This window comes from Paraburkholderia flagellata, from assembly GCF_021390645.1.
GTDB lineage: Bacteria > Pseudomonadota > Gammaproteobacteria > Burkholderiales > Burkholderiaceae > Paraburkholderia > Paraburkholderia flagellata.
On the sequence record NZ_JAJEJT010000003.1, the window covers coordinates 336,450 to 355,542 of the forward strand.

Consider the following 19,093-nt stretch of genomic DNA (forward strand, 5'->3'; position numbering starts at 1 on the left):
AGAAAGTGGAGATATTCATGCTGATGAACGAACAGGCTGGCCATTCCAGCAAAGCGGCGGCATCGAACGCAGGCCCGCTCGCGGGTCGCGTCGCGCTGATCACGGGGGCCGGTCGTGGCCTTGGGGGAACCATCGCCCGGCATTTTGCGCGAGCGGGCGCGGACATCGTCATCTGCGACGTAAATCTGGCCGCCCTCGAGGAAACGCGGCAAGCCGTCGAAGCAATCGGGGCCCGCTGTATGGCGCTCGACTGCGACATCACGTCGAGCAGCAATGTGAGGGCGATGTTCTCAGCAATCGTCGAGCGCTTTGGCACCTTGCACATTCTGGTGAACAACGCGGCGGTGGGCCCCACGGCTGCTCCTGACGAGGTGAGACGCAACAAGCATTACGCGTACATCACAACGCCGCAGCCCCGGCGAGCGCTTGGCTTCACGAGCGAGATCACCGACGAGGACTGGCATCGCTATTGGGACGTCAACGTCCACGGTACGTTCTACTGCACGCGTGAAGCACTCAAGTTGATGCAGGGGCAAAAATACGGCCGTATCGTGAATCTTGCCTCAGTGGCGGGCTTCTCGACCATCAGCGCTCACAGTCCGCACTACAGTGCCACCAAAGGGGCGGTCATTGCGTTCACGAAAGCCGTCGCGGCTGAGGTCGCGGGCGGCAACGTCCTCGTCAATGCGCTTGCGCCGGGCGGGGTGTCGACGCCATTCTTCGAGCAATATCTGGACTCCATCGGCGAGGAGGCACGCAACCGGTTCTGGCAGATCGTACCCGCCGGGCGGTTTGGCACGATGGATGAATACGCAGCGGTCGCAACGTTCCTCGCAGGCGATCACTACTTTGTCGGGCAGGTCATCAGCCCCAATGGCGGCGCCGTAATCTGAGTGGCGAATGCGTGGCGCGCGCAGGCCTGAGCGGGCTGGGCGGCGCACGCCGCGTACCACTGCCCGGAATTCTATCCATTCACTCATCCAATCTGCGACGCCGCATCATGACACTGGCCACGTTCAAACGCATGCAGGACAGCACCCAGGAGGACTGGGGCATCATCAAGCCGCAAGCTGCGGAGTACTTCTCCAAACTGCCCGGGCGGGTGATTGCGCACCTGTCGCTGCTCCAGGGGGAATTCAGCGGATTTCCAATCGACCGCTATCAGCACTGTCTCCAGACCGCGACCTTGGCGCTGAAGGACGGCCGTGACGACGAGTACGTGGTGTGCGCGTTGTTGCACGATATTGGAGACACGCTCGGCTCGTACAACCATCCCGAAATAGCGGCCGCCATCCTCAAACCCTTCGTGTCCGAAGCGAACCTTTGGATGATTGAGCACCATGGCATTGTGCAGGGTCACAACTTCTTCCACCATATTGGCATGGACCGCAATATGCGTGAGCAGCTCAAGGAACATCCCCACTATCAACGCACGCTCGAGTTCGTCGATCTCTACGACGATCCGGCATTTGACGCCTCGTCGCAGACCTGGTCGATCGATGTGTTCGAGCCGATTGTGCGTCGGGTGATGAATACTCCGAAACGATCGATCTACAAAACGATTACCGAGGCGGTATGACCAGGTGACGCATTCGAAACCCCGACCCGCGCGAGGCTGACATTAGATTCTTTGACCACGAGCGACGCGCCGGGAAGTGGTTCCAAAGGATTCGCAGGACCAGCGGATTCTGGCCTCTTCGCGATAGATGAGTGATTTTCCGCTCGTGGCCCTTCCCGCGGCGCACTAGCGAAGCGTCGCCAACACGTTCACCGCGCTTGCGCTTACCATCGAAGCGGACAAGGCGGCTCGCCTGGTGGGACGCGTGCACTCGGACCGTCCCGTGCGCAACGGTTGCGATCTGGGAGTCCTGGGACACCGCCGTTCACCACGTCGACGCGCTGCTTCCTGGATGCGCACTTCTGCCTCGGGCCTTCGGTTCTGAAGCGACTGGGCTGGAAAGTCTTTCGAGTCAAAGGCTTGAGTGAATCATTCAAGCGGTTACTCACAGCCTTGTCACCAAAATCTGTGGATAAGTCGGGAGCGCCAGGGCAGGTTCACTGTGCGTTTTTGACGCGGCCTTCCGCCGCAATGTCATGCACTAGTTCGACAAGCCGACCCAGGCGCCCGCGCTCCGACCAAACCACTGTTCGCAAGATAGAGGATTTAGCACCTATATAGGAATTTCCTGGCGAGAGAAGTCGAACGTATGACTGCGATCAGTTCTGCTTTCCCGTGTTTTCCCCAAGCTGGGAACGCGGCCCTTTCAGGATAAAATCAGCGCGCGTCGGCAGGGATGCACGACGCCGTGTGTGAAGTCGTAAGTGACTTCTTGCGGGCCCGCCACTTCGATGGCGGGCTTTTTTTTGACGTGGCCTGATAGTTGACTTTACATATAAAATAGGGATTGATAGAATGAAGGACGAATGGGTAACTCCATTCTGATCTCTTTGCAAAGCCTGTCATCACGTTCACGAGTGACAGGCTTCTTTCTTTCGGGCCAGCGTTTATCGGTTACCGGAACAGCCGGGCTGGAACCGTTCGCGCGCGCCTAGTCGCGCCGCATCAGGTGGCCCGCACGCCACGCTCGCGGCGTCACGCCAGATCGCGCCGTAAACCACTTGGTGAATGAGCCCTGCTGGGTATAGCCGAGCAGAGCGGCCACCCGGCCGATGGGATAGCTCGGATTCATCATGTAGCGGACCGCCAGATCCCCCCGGACTTCGTCAAGAAGCGCCGAGAAACTGGTATCGGCGGATTCGAGATGGCGCTGCATGGTCCGCACGCTCAGTCCCAGATGGCGGGCGACCAGTTCGACGGTGGCCTGCTCGAGCGGCAGCAACAGATAAATCGCCTTGCGTACTTCCAGCACCTTCGAATCAATGTCAGCCACGTTCATCGGACCGGCCAGGCTTTCTGCATAACGAACGAGTTCTGGATCGGCGGCGGGATTCGGGTAGTCGAGATCGTCAGCGGAGCAAATGAACCCGTTGAAATCGCTCCGGTAGACCAATGGGCAGCCGAAGAAGCGCCGATGAAACGTCAAATCCGCTGGGGCTGAGTGGGCAAAGTGAACGGCGCGCGGTTTCCAGCGCTCGCCGATCAGGGCACTGGAGTGGCGCATGAGGACGCCGACAGCTAGTTCGATCGCCTGCCTCGTTGGCGTACCTGGGTGAACGACCAGTTCCTCCCGGATGGTGACTGTTTCACCGGCGGTCTCGACGTGCATCGCGAGCGCTTCATTGAGCAAATGGCGGTATTGGGCCGTGGCGAGCAACACCTCGCGAAGCGTACGCTTGTGTGCCAACAGGACATTGACAACTCCAGCCCCAAAATTTCGCCGCGTTTCGGCCACTTGCAGGCCGAAAGTCGGACAGCACGCCATTTCCGCGGACAACTCCATCAACTCGCAAGCCGCTGCGACCGGGACGCGGTCATCGGGATTTGCGAGCGCTGCCGCATCGATGCCGACCTTTTGAACCAGGTCGACCGGGTTGAGCCCGAGACGTCGGGCCACATCGAAATACCCGCTCATGGCTGCCGATCGCAGCATAGTTTCCATTTCAACCTCTTTTCTTCACCGACTCGACGTCAGCCTCGATTGCCCGGCTTCAGATATTGACGCATCGGAGCAATTGAAATCCAGTGTGACGTTGACTTTTCAACTTATACACCACCCTGAGACGCTCGCGCCGGGTATCGGTGTTTTCACCAGCTGACACGAAAAGATAAAACGATGGCGTCAAATCACAAAAGTGCAAACCGCGTCTGCCGTATCGTGCGTTAGCGGCGGCACGATTCAGGGACCATTCCCCGGTCATGCTGGAGAGCCACCATCCTCAGGAGCCTGGAACAAATGCAATTTCTCGACGACTCGTTGCACCCCGAGAATCAGGACAAAGTTGTTATCACAACTGCACCGTACGGACCGGAATGGATGCCCGAAGATTTCCCGGAAGACATTCCGGTGACGATGGAAGAGCAGATCCAGAAGGCTGTCGACTGCTACAACGCTGGCGCGACCGTTCTGCACCTGCATGTGCGTGAACTCGACGGCAAGGGCTCCAAGCGCCTCTCGAAGTTCAATGAGCTTATCGCCGGCGTGCGCGCCGCGGTGCCGGACATGATCATCCAGGTGGGCGGCTCGATCTCGTTCGCGCCGGAAGACGAAGGGCAGGCCGCCAAGTGGCTCTCCGACGATACGCGTCACATGCTCGCCGACCTCGAACCTAAGCCGGACCAGGTCACGGTCGCGATCAACACGACGCAGATGAACATCATGGAGCTGCTTTATCCGGAGTATCTGGAAGGCACGTCGCTCTCCAACCCTGCGTTCATGGCCGCCTACAGCGAAATGACGGTTCCCGCCGGTCCCGCGTGGGTGGAGGAGCATCTGCGCCGCCTGCAGGCTTCGGGCATTCAGCCCCACTTCCAGCTCACCGGCATTCACGCCCTCGAGACGCTCGACCGCCTGGTGCGCAAGGGCGTGTACATGGGGCCGTTGAACCTCACGTGGATTGGCATTGGCGGTGGCTTTGACGGCCCGAACCCGTTCAACTTCGCTAACTTCGTCCACCGTGCGCCGGATGGCTGCACGCTCACCGCCGAGTCGCTGCTCAAGAACGTGCTGCCGTTCAACATGATGGCGATGGCTATGGGCCTGCATCCGCGCTGCGGTATCGAGGACACGATCATCGACCAGCACGGCAAGCGCTTCACGTCCGTGCAGCAGATCGAGCAGTGCGTGCGCGTGGCGCGCGAGCTGGGCCGTGAAATTGCCACGGGCAAGGAAGCACGCGAGATTTACCGCATTGGCGTGCAGTACGAAACGATCGACGAGACGCTCACGGCCAACGGCATGGCGCCGAACCGCAAGCCCGGCGTGAGGAATCTGCCGTTGCGCGCGGCGTGATGGATTGGACACCGATGCGGGCGTGAGCTGGCGTCGGGGCTCCAGAGGTAGTATGCCGCGGCGACACGGGGTGCCAGTCGCGGCCAATTTGTCCAAACGGACAGAGCGGTCACCAAAAAGCTAGACGTGAAGGAGACAAACGATGCTCATGCAGCATGCTGAGCCCACGACGGGTGATGTTTCAGTGGCAAAAGACGACGTGCGCGCCTATGCCTGGGTCGTGTTTGCATTGACGGCCGGGTTGCTGCTTTCCGACTACATGTCGCGGCAGGTCCTGAATGCCGTGTTTCCTCTGCTCAAGAGCACCTGGAGCCTCTCCGACACACGGTTGGGATCGCTGAGCAGCGTGGTCGCACTGATGGTCGGCGTGCTGACCTTTCCGCTGTCGGTCCTCGCCGACCGCTGGGGACGAGTGAAAAGCATCATCCTGATGGCGGCGATGTGGAGTCTTGCGACGCTGGGCTGCGCACTCTCGACGAACTACGGCGAAATGCTGCTCGCACGCGCCTTCGTTGGCATCGGCGAAGCCGCCTACGGCAGCGTCGGGGTCGCGCTGGTTCTGAGCATCTTTCCGGCACGCCTGCGCTCGACCCTCACCGCGTCGTTCATGGCGGGCGGGGCATTTGGCTCCGTTCTGGGCATGGCCATCGGCGGTGCGGTAGCGGCTCATGTCGGTTGGCGCGCGGCCTTCGGCACGATGGCCGGGCTTGGGCTCGCTCTGGTCGTCGTGTATCGCTTCGTTGTCACCGAAAAGCGCCTTGCGCCGATGCAACCGGCCAGCGTGAGCCGCGCGGCGAAAACGCCGGGCGTGCGCACGAGTTTCCGTACCCTGATGAAAGGACTCTTTTCGACGAAGTCGGTCATTTGCGCCTATGTCGGCAGCGGCTGCCATCTGCTGGTTCCCGCAGCGGTCTGGGCGTGGGTGCCGAGTTTTCTGAACCGCTACTACGGCATGGCCACCGCCCAGGCGGCGGCGACAGGTGCGCTCTTTGTTCTCGTCACGGGCGTGGGCATGGTGGTGTGCGGTAACCTGGCCGACCGCGTCAGCAAGAATCGCCCGCAGAATAAGTGGGCAACGGCCATCGCCTATTGCCTGATCTGCTTCACGCTGCTCGCGATCGGCTTTCGCATGCCCGCCGGCACACTGCAACTCGTGGTGATCGGCTGCGGGATGTTCTTCTGCGCAGGGGCGAGCGGCCCTTCGGGCGCAATGGTAGCAAACCTCACGCCGCCGTCGATCCACGCGTCCGCATTTGCCACGCTGACGCTGGCAAACAACCTGCTCGGACTGGCCCCGGCTGCCGTCCTGACGGGTCTGGTCGCAGACCATATTGGCCTCCTCGGCGCATTACAACTCGTGCCGTTTGCGTCCCTGATCGCGGCCACCGCCTTCTTCATCGGCAAGCGCAACTACGGCCGCGATCTGGATCGCGTGAATGCACTACGTGAGCAGGCCGCGTATTGACAGATTGAGCTGATGGGACCTGCGCCGCTGCCCACGTTCGCGGGTCGGGCGCAGTCCTCGGGTCGAGCGCAAGTCTAGAGTAAGCGCTCGATCCGTGGCGGTACGTCGCGCAAGAACGTCGATTCTGCGTATATGCTTGATATATCAACTAGATAATTGATTTCTCGTCGTTTTGTTATTAGACCCCTGCGGTAATTTTTACTTTGGACATTGGGCGCTGCGGCGCGCCATACACGCCCAAACAAACGACTGATCTGGGAAATGCGCCTGGGGCAGGGACGATCTGTTCCGCCGCAGGCGAATTGCATTTTGCATCCGACTAACGGATAGGAGATTGAACATGGCGAAGGCAGTACGCTTTTATGAAACCGGTGGTCCCGAAGTCTTGCGCTACGAAAGCGTCGAAGTGGGCGACCCCGGCCCCGGGCAGGTCCGCCTGCGCCATGAGGCAGTCGGCCTGAATTTCGCCGATACCTACTTCCGCTCCGGCCTGTACCCCGTTCCGCTGCCTGCCGGCATGGGCGTGGAAGCCGCGGGCGTGGTCGAGGCCGTGGGCCCCGAGGTGACCAACGTCGCAGTGGGCGACCGCGTGACCTACACCGGTTTCATCAACACGCTCGGCGCGTACAGCACCGAACGCCTGATCCCGGCGGCGCCCCTCATCAAGCTGCCCGACGCGATTGCGTGCGAAACGGCGGCCGGCATGACCATGCGAGGCCTCACGTCGTCGTACCTCATGCGCCGCATCCACGACTTCAAGGCCGGCGACACGATCCTGCTGCATGCAGCCGCGGGCGGTGTCGGCCTGATCGTCTCGCAGTGGGCGAAGCTGCTGGGCCTCACGGTGATCGGCACGGTGTCGAACGAGGCGAAAGGCGAAGTGGCGCGCGCACATGGTTGCGACCACATCATTTACTACGGCCGCGAAGATGTCGCGAAGCGCGTGCGCGAACTGACGAACGGCGTGGGCGTGAACGTGGTGTTCGACAGCGTGGGCAAGGACACCTTCGAAGCGTCGCTCGACTCGCTCAAGCGCCGCGGCCTGATGGTTTGCGTCGGCACGGCTTCGGGCCCGATTCCGCCGTTCAATCCGCAGATCCTCGCGATGAAGGGCTCGCTCTATCTCACGCGCCCGGCGCTGGCGGACTATATCGCCGACCCCGCGGAAAAGAACGAGCTGGCTTCCGAGCTGTTCGGGCACGTTGCCGCGGGCCGCATCAAGATCGAACTGAACCAGCGTTACGCGCTGGAAGACGCGGTGCAGGCGCACCGCGACCTCGAAGCGCGCAAGACGACGGGGTCGTCGGTCTTCGTCATCTGAGGAGCGCAGCATGAAAGTCGAACAACTGACCTATGCCATCGGCGCGGAACTGACCGGCGTGAATCTCGCCGATGCCGTTCACGACGACGCGCTCTTCGCCGAGATTCGCGCGGCGCTGCTCAAGCACCGTGTGCTGTTCCTGCGCGACCAGAACATCACGCGCACCGAGCACGTGGCGTTCGCGCGCCGCTTCGGCGAGCTGGAGGATCATCCGGTGGCGGGCAGTGACCCGGAGCATCCGGGCCTCGTGCGCATCTACAAGAACCCGGAGCAGCCCAACGACCGTTACGAAAACGCGTGGCACGCGGACGCCACCTGGCGCGAGGCGCCGCAGTTCGGCGCGGTGCTGCGCTGCGTGGAGTGCCCGCCCGTGGGCGGCGACACGATGTGGGCGAACATGGTGCTCGCCTACGAGAAGCTGCCGGAACACGTGAAGGCGCAGATCGACGGCCTGTATGCGCGCCACAGCATCGAGGCGAGCTTTGGTGCGGCCATGCCGATCGAAAAGCGCCATGCCCTGCGGGCGCAGTTTCCTGACGCGGAACACCCGGTGGTGCGCACGCATCCGGAAACCGGCGAGAAGGTGCTGTTCGTGAGCGCGTTTGCGACGCACATCACGAACTATCACACGCCCGATCGTGTGCGCTACGGTCAGGACGCCAACCCGGGCGCGGGCGACCTGCTGCGCTATCTCGTGAGCCAGGCCTATATTCCGGAGTACCAGGTACGCTGGCGCTGGAAGCCGAACAGCATCGCGATCTGGGACAACCGCAGCACCCAGCACTATGCAGTGATGGACTATCCGCCGTGTCACCGCAAGATGGAACGCGCCGGCATTATCGGCGACAAGCCGTACTGAAGCGCGCAGGAGACCAAAACAAATGACGCTTGAAACCACACCGACCATTCTGATGGTCCCGGGGTTGCGCGACCACGTGGCGGAGCACTGGCAGACGCTGCTGGAAAGCCGGCTGCCCAAGGCGGCCTCGGTGCCGCCTCTCGAGCACGACAAACTGAGCTGCGCGGCGCGCGTGGCCGCGCTCGACGCGGCGCTCGCGAAGATCGACGGTCCCGTCATTCTCGTCGCGCACAGCGCGGGCGTGATGATCACGGTGCATTGGGCGCAGCAGCACAGCCGCAAGATTCATGGCGCGCTGCTAGCCGCGCCGGCGGACCTCGAAACGCCGCTGCCGGCGGGTTATCCGGCCTTCGACGCGCTGGCCGAAAACGGCTGGCACCCGATTCCGCGCAAGCCGCTGCCGTTCCCGAGCATCGTGGGCGCGAGCCGCAACGATCCGCTCGCGCAGTTCGAGCGCGTGGAGGCGATGGCCAGGGATTGGGGCAGCAGCCTGGTCGATCTCGGCGAAGTGGGACACCTTAATCCAGCCGCCGGCTTCGGCGAATGGCCGATGGCGGAGAGCCTGATCCGTGAACTTCTCTGACCCGCGCGCGGTGAATGCTGGAAACGACACCGCCAGCAACGAGCATGCGATGACGATCGAGGTTTTTCTCGATTTCATCTGTCCGTGGTGCCTGATCGGCAAACGCAACCTGGAAACGGCCTTGCGCCGCTTCGCGCAATTGCGGCCTGATGTACCGATCCAGGTGCTGTGGCGCTCGCACCAACTGTTGCCCGGCACACCCCCAGAAGGGATGTCATACCAGGCGTTCTATCTCGCCCGGCTCGGAAGTCCCGAGGCAATTGCGACGAGGCGGGCGCAGGTGCGGGCCGCAGCCCATGCTGCGGGCATCACGTTGGCGTTCGAACGCATCGAGGTGCTGCCGAACACGACACTTGCCCACCGCCTTCTTGGCTGTGCGATCGCTCACGGCACCGACGCGCAGCAAGCAACGCTGGTCGAGCGTCTGTTTGGCGCCTACTTCGTTGAGGGTAGGGACATCGGCAATCTGCATGTGCTTGAGGAGATCGGCCTTGAGTGTGGCCTGAATCACGAGGCCATGCTCGACCATTGGACGGACTCCCATGAACGCCGCAGCGGCGGGCTGTCGCCGCAGGCTCAGCATGGCATCAGCGGTGTTCCGACCTTCGTGTTCAACAGGAAATTTGCGCTCTCAGGCGCACACGCTCCCCACGCGCTGCTGGAAGCCTTGATGCAGTCTGCTCCGGCATAAGGAACAACGGAATGTCAAGTTCGATACGGTTGTGCTCGGTCGATGAACTCGGCCCCGGGCTGCGCAAACAAATGACCATTGAGGAGAAATAGGATGCAAGGCTTGATGATGCAGCAACCGCTGCTGGTTGCTTCGCTGCTCAGGCATGCTGAACGCCACCATGGCACACGGGAAATCGTGTCGCGGCGTGTCGAGGGAGATATTCACCGTTACACGTACCGGGACCTGGCGCAACGCGCGCGCCGCATGGCCAACGCCCTGACGGGGCTCGGTGTGAAGCCAGGCGAGCGAGTAGGGACGCTCGCATGGAACGGATACCGGCACATGGAGCTCTATTTCGCCGTCTCGGGTTCCGGGTCCGTGCTGCATACGCTCAACCCGCGGCTGCATGTCGATCAGCTCGCCTATATCATCGAGCACGCCGAAGATCGCGTGGTGTTCTTTGACCTCACGTTCCTGCCGCTCATCGAAAGCGTGGCGGCTAAGGTCAAGAGCCCCAAGGTTTTCATCGCGATGACCGATCGCGCGCACATGCCTCGGGGCCACGGCTTGTCCACGATGCTCATGTGCTACGAAGACCTCGTCGACGGCCACAGTGACGAATTCGAATGGCCGCTGCTGGACGAGAACACAGCGTCGTCGCTGTGCTACACCTCGGGCACGACCGGCAATCCGAAGGGCGTGCTCTATAGTCACCGCTCGACCCTGCTGCACACCTACGCGGCCGCGTTGCCCGACGCTCTGAACTGTTCGGCCCGTGACGCCATTCTTCCTGTCGTGCCGATGTTCCATGTGAACGCGTGGGGCCTGCCGTACATCGCGTGCATGGTCGGCGCGAAGCTCGTGTTCCCGGGACCGGCGCTGGACGGCAAGTCGCTCTATGAGCTTATCGAAGGGGAACACGTCACGCTATCGGCCGGAGTGCCGACGGTCTGGCAGGGCCTGCTTGCACACGTCGAATCGGTGAAGGGTTCATTCTCGACGATGCGCCGCACGATCATCGGCGGCGCACCGTGTCCGACGGCGATGACGACGGCATTCCAGAAGGAGCATCACGTCGAAGTGCTCCATGCGTGGGGCATGACGGAGTTGAGCCCGGTCGGCACGGTCTGCAGTTTCAAGGCGCATCAGGTCGATCTGCCTGATGCGCAGCGTTATGCATTGCAAGCGAAGCAGGGCCGCTCGGTGTTCGGCATCGACATGAAGATCGTCGACGTTGCGGGCAAGGAACTGCCCTGGGACGGCGCGGCCGCTGGCGATCTGCTCGTGCGCGGCCATTGGGTGACGCGTGATTACTTCGGCGGCGATTACAGCTCGCCGCTCCTGGACGGCTGGTTCCCAACCGGTGACGTCGCAAAGATCGATGCCGACGGCTTCATGCAGATTACCGATCGCAGCAAGGACGTGATCAAGTCCGGCGGCGAGTGGATCAGTTCGATCGACATTGAAAACATCGCGAGCCTGCACCCGCAAGTGGCCGTGGCGGTCTGCATTGCGGCGCGCCACCCGAAGTGGGATGAGCGGCCGCTTCTGCTGATCGTGCCCAAGGCCGGCAGCGCGCTGTCCGCAGAGGGACTGCTGGACTTCTTCGATGGGCGCATCGCGAAATGGTGGAAGCCAGACGCGGTGGTGTTCATCGATTCGGTCCCGCTCGGCGCAACCGGCAAGGTGCTCAAACATCAGTTGCGCGATCAGTACGGCAACTACTATCTGTCGGCCTGACGGCCGGCCGGATCACATTACCCAGCAGCAATAACCACAGGAGTATGTAATGACCACGACTACCAAAACGCTCAGCCTGATTCTCTGCACGCTGCTCGCTTCGGCGTCCCTGAACGCGTCGGCCCAATCCGCAGCTAGCGCGCCCAGCGCGACCACCGCGACGGAGTCCAGCGCAGCAGCGCCCGCTACGCCGACCAACACGAAGTTGCGTCGCGCGGTGTATACCGCAATCGCGAAGCACAAGGAAATTCACGGCGGCAGCATCGGTGTCACCGCCAAGAATGGCGCGGTCACGCTGAATGGTTCGGTCACGGACGCCGCGCAAGTCGACAAAGTCGCCGAGATCGCAAAGGGTGTGCCTGGCGTGACCTCGGTGACCAACAAGCTGATTGTCCAGAAGCCCCTGGGCGGGATGTAAGCATGGATGACTCGCCGGAGGTACTGTCGCCTTCCGGCAATCGCACGGGCCGGCGCAGTGGCCGGCCCCGTTTCAACACAATGGCGTACCTGGGCGGGTCGTGCAGTGCTTCGAATGGGTCCGGTATATTAAGGATGACGTACTAAAACGCGGCGATCGGGCCGTATTCGACCCAGTCGCCGCGCCTCGACCGCTCATTGCGCACGCTGCCAGATCACGGGTGAAATAGAAATGACAAAGCCGCCTGGGCGGCGGCTTTGGGTCGGTCAGCGGATCGCGTCGGATCGGGCCAGTGCAGAACTGGCCCGATCCCCGGATATCACTTAGAAAGTATGGCGCAGGCCGATGTTGACGGCCGTGGTGTTCTTGCCCGGAGCGACAGGCGTGCCGTAAATCAGTTCCTGGTTCATCTGTCCGCGGTTGGACACGTAGCCGGCCTGGGCATAAACCAGCGTGCGCTTCGACAGGCTGTAGTCGCCACCGATTGCGTAGGCGGTCGACTGGTTCTGGTTGTTCTTGTTGTCCTTGATGTAGTAGACGCCCGAGGTGAAGTTGAGCGCAGGGGAGTAGCGGTAGCCGAGACCGCCCGTCCACATGTCGAAATCACCCGAGACGACAAACGCCTTCGGCACCCCATTCGGGTTGGCCGGATTGCGCCCGTTGCTGAACGACCCGGAGACCGAGATGCCATGCCACGTGTATTTCGCGCCGAAGTACACGAAGCGGTTGTTGTTCAGGCCGGTTGCAGGAATGCCGTTCGGCAGGTTCGCAGCCGAAGCCGCGTAGGAGAACGGATTGGCGTCGTGCCCGTTGTAGTACACGGCATCCGCGTTCAGACCAAAGCCCGAATACTTGAGCACTGCCGACTCGCGCGTGCCGCCTTGGGGCTGGCCTGCGACGCCGCCGGGCGCGTACTCGAGTGCAGCGGACACACCGTAGAACGACGGCGAATTGTAGACGATCGCATTGTCGTCATACAGCGCGCCAATCTGACCGTTCGTGTTGCTTCCCGTCCAGCCCGACATCGTGTTCATCGTAAGCCAGGCGGTCAGGACGCTGCCGAAATACTGCGCATTGCGCACGTCCGTTTCGGCCATTGCGTAGGCCATCGGCGCGAACTGGCGGCCGAAGTCGATCTTGCCGAACGGTCCCGACACACCGACAGTCGTGACCTGGGTGAAAATCGAGCCGCCACTCGGGGTATCGGACTTGCCTGGCTGGCCGTTCGAGCTGTTAAACGAGCCCTGGAGCTTGAAGTTGGCGGCGTATCCGCCGCCAAGGTCCTCGGAGCCCTTCATGCCGAAGATGCTCGAATAGATGCCACCGTCCTTGAGCTGCACCACATGACCCGCGTTGCCGTTAATTTTTGTGTTCGGCAAAAAGGGGGCCGCTGCGTACGCTGCCGACGTGCTCTGGTAGAGCAAACCAGAGTCCACGGTTCCGTAAAGCGTCACCGATGATTGCGCATGTGATGCGCCTGCGAATGCGAAAAGCGCTGCGGCGCAGGTAATCCTCAACTTCATGTGGTCTCCGACGTAACTAAGTTCAACCCCGAGCAACATTAGATTCTAAAAAGATGATGTTGCAACTGATTGAGGATGATACGCACGACCACACAAAGCTTTCCCCCCATCGGAGGGGGGGCGGGTTTTCCGGAATTTCGCTAGATCATGTCAGCCATCGATCCATATGCTGCGGCGCTTTCAGCCCTATATAGCGATCACCTACTCGCAGCTTGAATTCCGCGGCTTGCTATTTACGTTGTAGCCTGGTGACAAGTTCAGGGGGTGCCGTTAATACAAATGATGGTTGCAATATCATCTATACGATAGTTGGTATTTCAGCGCTTTCGTAAAACTGGAATTCAACCTTTGGACCCCGAATAATATCCACTTTCATAGGGGAAAACGCTGAGTTTGTATGACACCAACCGGTCCATAAGGGCGTCCCTGTGCAGGATGCCTTAGGACTGAACAGAATGGCTACGCCAGGCACAGATCCCGCGAATCGGCTAGTCACGCGCAGGAGCCAATTCAAGCGCTTTCCTGAATCAACCCCATCAGTTGCGCGCGGCGAACGATCTGCTTGCGCGACGTCGCGTCGAGCTTGACGAAGAGATTCTTGAGATGCCACTTCACGGTTTCCTGGCCGACACCCATGGCAAGCGCGATCTCCTTGTTTGTGAGGTGGCGGCTGACCAGTTCGAGCACGGTGCGCTCCTTGGGGGTAAGCGCCGTACTCGGCATGACGCGCGATCTGCCTTCCGGTTCGGCGTCCCGTGAGGCGACCGGGGCTGCGGGCTTGATCGACTGGGCGCGCACGGCCCGCGGCTCGCTGTCGCCGTCACGCTCCCGCAACCAGTCCGCGAACGCGGGATGAAGGGCGAGTGTCGAGAGAGACATCCCGTAGGTGACGGCGAGACCTTTGGCCTCGCGCAGCAGCGCGGAGCCGTCTGCGCCGAGCCGGTCCTGCGCAAACGCGCGCGCGGCCATTAACTCGGCGCCCACGCCACCGAGTTTCATCGAATCGGTCCACTCCTGCGCGAGGGCCAATGCCGCTTCGGCACCTCGCCAGTCCTGCGCAGCGAAGGCGACAAATGCCCGCGCGATGTGCTGGTGCATGAGCAGCGCGCCGCGCTTGAGCGGCGCATCTTCGGTGGCGTGTCCAGCGACGATATCGTCCAGACGGCTGGCAAGCGTGTGGCAACTCGCCGAACGGAAACGGCCGCTGTGCAGCCTGATCTGTTCGGCTAGACTGACCACGCATAGCCTCGGCATACGACGTGCGGTTCCGATGGCGCCGAGCGTCTCAAGCAGGTCAAAGGCTCGGTGCTCGGCGCCGCAAGCCGCCGCGACCCGGGCGGCAGTGCGGTAGGCAAAGATCACCGCATCTGGCGTCCCGCTGCGCTCAATGACGTCCAGCCGGTTAGCGAGCAACGCTGCCGCTTCGTTGAGATCGCCCTGTTTGTGCCGGGTTGCGGCGAGGAGGGCGGCGAGCATGCAGGAAAACGGGTGTCTGCGCCCCAGGTCGTCGTCCGCCTGCGCGAGGGCCGGACGCAATGCGCGCTCGGCGAGCAGCACCTGCCCCTCAAGGAGGTAGCTGAAACCCGTAAGGCACGCGCGCCAACGAACCACGTAGCGGTTGGCCGCACTGGCGTCCCCGCGGGGTGCGTGCCGGCCGAACTGGCGCGCCGCCGCATAATCGCCCGCCATGATGGCTCGTATGAATAGGCGGTTGGCGTGTACCTGCTGCAGCCAGGGGTCACTAACAGGCGGTGTGTTCCCCCAGCGTTCGAGCAGACGCGCCGCCCGGTCAGGCTCATCGGCGAAATAGGCGGCCGCACTCAGAATGAGGTCGATCTCAAAGCGCATCGCCTCATCGGGCTCTGTGCTGCGCAGGATCGCCTGCGCCTGCGACTCGGCCTGTTGCTGCCGGTCACTGAGCGCGAGCGCCCATGCCATCGCGAGCCGTAGACGCGGATGTCGTTCCAGGACCGCCTCAGGCAACCATTCGAGCCACTCGAGCACGGTAACGACGTGGCCCTGCGTGACGGCCTCGTGCAGCGACCGTTGTGCCAGCACATACGCGGTCTCCTCCTCCCCGCACGCGAGCGCGTGGCGTGCGGCGGCTTCGGGCATGCCGTTGTCCGCCAGCCACAGCATCGCGCGGCGGTGCAATTCTTCCCGTGTGGAGGGTGGCAGGGCAGCCAGCCGCGCGCGCAGCGCGTCGCGCGCCATCGCATGCATGCGGAACCATTGATCACGCCCCTGCGCGCCGACAAAGAGCGGTGTTTCCTGGGCAAGCCGCAGGAGCCGCTCGCGCGCATCCTGTGCCCCGGTGATGGCCGCGCACAGATCGTCGCGCTGAAGTTCGACGATCGATATGCGGGTGAGGAACTCTGCGTCCTCGCTGCTGAGTCTCTCGAGCAGAGCCGTGACGAACTGTTCACGAATGCCGGCCGTGCTGCTGGCGAAGGCGTCGATGCTCGCGACGGGATCATCGGCGTCCGCGATGGCGGCGAGGGTGAGTTGCAGGCCGAGCGGCCAGCCTTCTGCGATGTCGTGCAGTCTGGCGCTCGCTTCGGCATCGACAACGGCGTCCAGCCGGCCGCCGATCAGCGCGATGGTTTCGTCCAGACGAAAGCGAAGTGCAACGGCGTCCACCGTCACGCACCGGCCAAAGGCACTCAGGCGCCGGATCACCTTGTCGAATCCGGCTCGCGCGGCAATCACCACGCGCAGGTTGGGCGGCAGGTTTTCGAGCAGGTAGACAAGCGCGTCGAAGCTCGCTTGCGGCAGCTTTTCGGCTTCATCCAGTATCAGGACGGTATCGAGCGCGGTGCGGGCGACTTCCGCCAGCCATGCGGTGATCCCCTCCAATGGCGAATCCGGGAGCGCGCCGCCCTCGAGCAGGCGCTTGCCGAATGCGACCTTGCCGGACGCCGCGCGCACGGCAAGCGTGAGGCCTCCGAGCAGGCGCAGAGGGTCGTCGTGCCCGTCCAGCGAGAGCCAGGCGACCGCACTACCGTGTCTCAGGTATTCCTGTCGCCACTGGATCAGGAGGGACGTCTTCCCAAAGCCCGGTGGTGCATGCACAACGGTCACGGCGCGATTGCGGAACTGCTCGTTGTCCGACCCCAGACGGCTGCGAGCTAGCATGTCCCTCGGCGCACGCGGCGGGATGATCTTGAGCGTCGCTTCCGGACTCGTGACGGATAGTTGCTTTGTCATCAGATTGGGGCGAAGAACTGCGCTGCGAACATGCCGATTGAAACGGGGGTCGGGCAGGGTTGAATCAATTATAGCGGACCCATTCCGCTTCCAAACCAGCCTCCCCCCCTTTCGATGGGGGGAGATTCCCAGCACGGATTTCCCTACCATTGCGGGCAATCCAGCAACTCAGAATCACATGTTTCGACATCTCGGAATATTCATTGAGCCGAGCGAACCTTGCTCGGATGCGGCTATTCAGGTGCTCGAATTTGCCCTCGAAAATAGTACCCGGATCAGTCTCTGGTACGCACAGAGGTGGCCGGATGATCCCCACGCCCAGACGCATTGCGAGTTCGTGGCGCGCGAAGCACTCGCGCGTACTGAGGCTGCTGCACTGGCGATGGGGATCCCGTGCAGGGCCGCGGCGCTCTTTTCGTCGCAACCTGCACAGGAAGTGTTGAACGCGGTGAACCATTACGGGTGCGACGCGATCGTCATGGTGCGGGGCGAGGCGGCGGCACCCGGGTCGCAGTTGTTCGAATTGCCCTCGCTCGCTACGGTTCCCGTGCTGACGTTTGGTATCGGTTGTACACCACCCGCCATTCAGGCCCTTGAACTGCTGCGCACCGAGTACCGGCGACACGCTGTCCTGTTGCGCCAGTGGCTGTGCCTGCTGAGTGACCGGAACGTGTCGGATGGGTCGACCCTCCGCGCGCATTGCGTGGGTCTGCGGGCGGTCATCGAGCAGATCCGCAGCACCTTGCATCCCTTGCAGCGTTGCAAGGAACTCACTCTCTATGGCCGACTCCGGCGGCGTGTCGAAAGCGTGCGCGCCGAAATCGACGAAGTCCTGCTGCTGGGTCAGCGCGCTCACGAACTGCTCGGCGAGTTCGAGTCGATGGTGTCGCGACAGGCGGGAGACGTCGAGGCGGCGGAACTGCTATGCGCGCTCGAGCGCTACGCCCAGATCATCTGGACCGCTCGCGGTCGCGAAGAGGGCGTCATCGTCCCAGCAGCACGTCGCCACCTGAGCGTAGCCGACTGGGAGCGCCTTCATGCAGAATTCATCAATGCGTGCTGCACAGGCGACGGCGCGAACAGGAGTGTATGAATGTCGAGCATGCAAACCATGACAGAGATCGAAGGGCACAGGGTCCACACCCCGACATTCGTCGTGCTCGTGGCTGGGCTGTCAATGCTCGGGCAGTTCGCGATCGCCACCTACCTGCCGGCGTTTTCCATCATGGCGCAGTCGCTTCATGCGACCCCGACGCAGATCCAGCAATCGTTGACGGCCTACCTGCTGCCTTTCGCGCTGATGGTGCCGTGGCACGGGGCAATCTCCGATGCGCTCGGCCGCCGTCGCATGATTCTGGCCGGCAACGCGCTGTTCACCATTGGTTCGCTGATGTGCGCGGCTGCCCCGAGCATCTCGTTGCTCTATGCCGGCCGTGCCCTGCAGGGCATGAGCGCCGGGGCCGGCGTCATCATTGGCCGGGCGATGGTGCGCGACATTTTTCACGGTGCCGATGCGCAAAAGATCATGGCGTTGGTGGCGATGATCTTCGCGCTTGCACCTGCGATTGCGCCCGTCTGCGGCGGCTGGCTGCTGCTGTGGACGGGTTGGCGCAGCATTTTCGTTTTCCTCGCGTTCCTGTCGGCATTGCTCGTCGTGATCAGCTGGTTTCTCGTCCCGGAGACCCTGCCGCCGGCGCGCCGCCATCCGCTGAATCCCGTCTCGCTGGCGCGCGCATATGGAACGTTGTTCGCGAAGCCGCGCTTTGTTGCGCTCGCGCTCGCCAACGCCGCGGTCAATCTCGCGATCTACCTTTACGTCCTCTCTGCGCCAACCTTTGTCGTGAAGCATCTCGGCCTTGGTGAGCAGTCGTTCGGCTACCTCTTCCTCCCGATCGTCGCAGGCCTGATCGCCGGTGCCGCGCTCGCCCACCGTGCCGCAGGGCATGGCAGCGCGGTGCGTAATGTGCTGGTGGGCCATCTGGTGATGCTGGTGGCCGGCGTGATCAACATCAGCCTCAACGCGATGCACGCTTCACCGTTGCCGTGGGCGCTCGTGGCGCTACCCGTTTTCAGTCTCGGCATGATGATGACCCAGCCTTTCCTTCAGGTCCTCGCGCTGGATTGCTTTCCGGAGAGGCGCGGCCTGGCGTCGAGCTGCTACGTCACCGTCCAGCAGTTTGGCAACTTCCTGTCCTCGGCACTGCTGGTTCCCTTGCTGCTCGGCAGCACCCTGTACATGGCTCTGGGCATGGCTGTATTGCAGTGCATTGGTCTGGTGATGTTCTGCGTCGCAAAGCGCCATGGAGAATCCGGCTAAGCGTTGCGCGCGGGTCGCCGGCTACTCCATTTCACACAGTCAGTCGCAGCGCTCGCGCTGCTCCCGTATTTCTCGTT

The 19,093-nt window shown here is 62.3% G+C and carries 15 protein-coding genes; 12 read left to right on the forward strand and 3 right to left on the reverse strand.

The window, feature by feature from the left end; all coding sequences use genetic code 11:
• The first annotated feature begins 17 nt into the window (after positions 1–17).
• Both L0U83_RS25180 and L0U83_RS25185 read left to right on the forward strand, forming a co-directional pair.
• Positions 18–893 (forward strand): SDR family NAD(P)-dependent oxidoreductase, encoded by an 876-nt coding sequence (locus L0U83_RS25180; protein WP_233886896.1) that lies wholly within the window; start codon positions 18–20, stop codon positions 891–893.
• 104 nt (positions 894–997) lie between these two features.
• Positions 998–1,579, forward strand: coding sequence for an HD domain-containing protein (locus L0U83_RS25185; RefSeq protein WP_233887876.1), 582 nt, complete (start codon positions 998–1,000; stop codon positions 1,577–1,579).
• A gap of 970 nt (positions 1,580–2,549) precedes the next feature.
• Here the strand turns inward: L0U83_RS25185 and L0U83_RS25190 are convergent.
• Positions 2,550–3,560, reverse strand: a complete 1,011-nt coding sequence (locus L0U83_RS25190) for an AraC family transcriptional regulator (protein ID WP_233886897.1) — start codon at positions 3,558–3,560, stop codon at positions 2,550–2,552.
• 294 nt (positions 3,561–3,854) lie between these two features.
• Here L0U83_RS25190 and L0U83_RS25195 point away from each other — a divergent pair, with 294 nt between their 5' ends.
• From L0U83_RS25195 to L0U83_RS25230, 8 genes are all read left to right on the forward strand, one after another.
• Positions 3,855–4,910: a beta-keto acid cleavage family enzyme gene (locus L0U83_RS25195; protein ID WP_233886898.1), complete on the forward strand. Its 1,056-nt coding sequence runs from the start codon at positions 3,855–3,857 to the stop codon at positions 4,908–4,910.
• Between the two features lie 142 nt (positions 4,911–5,052).
• Positions 5,053–6,375, forward strand: coding sequence for an MFS transporter (locus L0U83_RS25200; RefSeq protein ID WP_233886899.1), 1,323 nt, complete (start codon positions 5,053–5,055; stop codon positions 6,373–6,375).
• Positions 6,376–6,715: 340 nt separating this feature from the next.
• Positions 6,716–7,696, forward strand: coding sequence for a quinone oxidoreductase family protein (locus L0U83_RS25205; protein WP_233886900.1), 981 nt, complete (start codon positions 6,716–6,718; stop codon positions 7,694–7,696).
• A 10-nt stretch (positions 7,697–7,706) separates the two neighbouring features.
• Positions 7,707–8,555 carry a TauD/TfdA dioxygenase family protein gene (locus tag L0U83_RS25210; protein WP_233886901.1) on the forward strand — a complete coding sequence of 283 codons (849 nt, stop codon included), beginning with the start codon at positions 7,707–7,709 and terminating at the stop codon, positions 8,553–8,555.
• A gap of 22 nt (positions 8,556–8,577) precedes the next feature.
• Positions 8,578–9,138, forward strand: coding sequence for an RBBP9/YdeN family alpha/beta hydrolase (locus L0U83_RS25215; protein ID WP_233886902.1), 561 nt, complete (start codon positions 8,578–8,580; stop codon positions 9,136–9,138).
• Positions 9,125–9,829, forward strand: a complete 705-nt coding sequence (locus L0U83_RS25220) for a DsbA family oxidoreductase (protein WP_233886903.1) — start codon at positions 9,125–9,127, stop codon at positions 9,827–9,829. The genes L0U83_RS25215 and L0U83_RS25220 overlap by 14 nt, the downstream gene beginning before the upstream one ends.
• Positions 9,830–9,922: 93 nt before the next feature.
• The gene (locus L0U83_RS25225) at positions 9,923–11,551 is read left to right on the forward strand and encodes a 3-(methylthio)propionyl-CoA ligase (RefSeq protein ID WP_233886904.1); all 1,629 of its coding nucleotides are present in this window, start codon (positions 9,923–9,925) and stop codon (positions 11,549–11,551) included.
• A 49-nt stretch (positions 11,552–11,600) separates the two neighbouring features.
• Positions 11,601–11,969 (forward strand): BON domain-containing protein, encoded by a 369-nt coding sequence (locus L0U83_RS25230; RefSeq protein WP_233886905.1) that lies wholly within the window; start codon positions 11,601–11,603, stop codon positions 11,967–11,969.
• Positions 11,970–12,292: 323 nt separating this feature from the next.
• On the opposite strand, the gene L0U83_RS25235 is transcribed toward L0U83_RS25230, so the two are convergent.
• Together L0U83_RS25235 and L0U83_RS25240 are read right to left on the reverse strand one after the other, a co-directional pair.
• The gene (locus L0U83_RS25235) at positions 12,293–13,492 is read right to left on the reverse strand and encodes a porin (RefSeq protein ID WP_233886906.1); all 1,200 of its coding nucleotides are present in this window, start codon (positions 13,490–13,492) and stop codon (positions 12,293–12,295) included.
• Between the two features lie 510 nt (positions 13,493–14,002).
• The gene (locus L0U83_RS25240; RefSeq protein ID WP_233886907.1) at positions 14,003–16,627 is read right to left on the reverse strand and encodes a winged helix-turn-helix domain-containing protein; all 2,625 of its coding nucleotides are present in this window, start codon (positions 16,625–16,627) and stop codon (positions 14,003–14,005) included.
• A 313-nt stretch (positions 16,628–16,940) separates the two neighbouring features.
• Here L0U83_RS25240 and L0U83_RS25245 point away from each other — a divergent pair, with 313 nt between their 5' ends.
• Together L0U83_RS25245 and L0U83_RS25250 are read left to right on the forward strand one after the other, a co-directional pair.
• A complete protein-coding gene (locus tag L0U83_RS25245; RefSeq protein ID WP_233886908.1) occupies positions 16,941–17,792 on the forward strand; it encodes a hypothetical protein in 852 nt (283 codons plus the stop codon).
• Positions 17,793–19,016: a multidrug effflux MFS transporter gene (locus L0U83_RS25250; RefSeq protein ID WP_233886909.1), complete on the forward strand. Its 1,224-nt coding sequence runs from the start codon at positions 17,793–17,795 to the stop codon at positions 19,014–19,016. It begins immediately after the preceding gene.
• The last annotated feature ends 77 nt before the right edge of the window (positions 19,017–19,093 follow it).

What these genes read in the sequence shown, in the direction of transcription:
- L0U83_RS25180 (WP_233886896.1), top strand. Translation starts at nt 18, where the DNA reads ATGCTGATGAACGAACAGGCTGGCCATTCCAGCAAAGCGGCGGCATCG.
- L0U83_RS25190 (WP_233886897.1), bottom strand. Translation starts at nt 3,560, where the DNA reads ATGGAAACTATGCTGCGATCGGCAGCCATGAGCGGGTATTTCGATGTG.
- L0U83_RS25195 (WP_233886898.1), top strand. Translation starts at nt 3,855, where the DNA reads ATGCAATTTCTCGACGACTCGTTGCACCCCGAGAATCAGGACAAAGTT.
- L0U83_RS25200 (WP_233886899.1), top strand. Translation starts at nt 5,053, where the DNA reads ATGCTCATGCAGCATGCTGAGCCCACGACGGGTGATGTTTCAGTGGCA.
- L0U83_RS25205 (WP_233886900.1), top strand. Translation starts at nt 6,716, where the DNA reads ATGGCGAAGGCAGTACGCTTTTATGAAACCGGTGGTCCCGAAGTCTTG.
- L0U83_RS25210 (WP_233886901.1), top strand. Translation starts at nt 7,707, where the DNA reads ATGAAAGTCGAACAACTGACCTATGCCATCGGCGCGGAACTGACCGGC.
- L0U83_RS25215 (WP_233886902.1), top strand. Translation starts at nt 8,578, where the DNA reads ATGACGCTTGAAACCACACCGACCATTCTGATGGTCCCGGGGTTGCGC.
- L0U83_RS25225 (WP_233886904.1), top strand. Translation starts at nt 9,923, where the DNA reads ATGCAAGGCTTGATGATGCAGCAACCGCTGCTGGTTGCTTCGCTGCTC.
- L0U83_RS25230 (WP_233886905.1), top strand. Translation starts at nt 11,601, where the DNA reads ATGACCACGACTACCAAAACGCTCAGCCTGATTCTCTGCACGCTGCTC.
- L0U83_RS25235 (WP_233886906.1), bottom strand. Translation starts at nt 13,492, where the DNA reads ATGAAGTTGAGGATTACCTGCGCCGCAGCGCTTTTCGCATTCGCAGGC.
- L0U83_RS25240 (WP_233886907.1), bottom strand. Translation starts at nt 16,627, where the DNA reads ATGCTAGCTCGCAGCCGTCTGGGGTCGGACAACGAGCAGTTCCGCAAT.
- L0U83_RS25250 (WP_233886909.1), top strand. Translation starts at nt 17,793, where the DNA reads ATGTCGAGCATGCAAACCATGACAGAGATCGAAGGGCACAGGGTCCAC.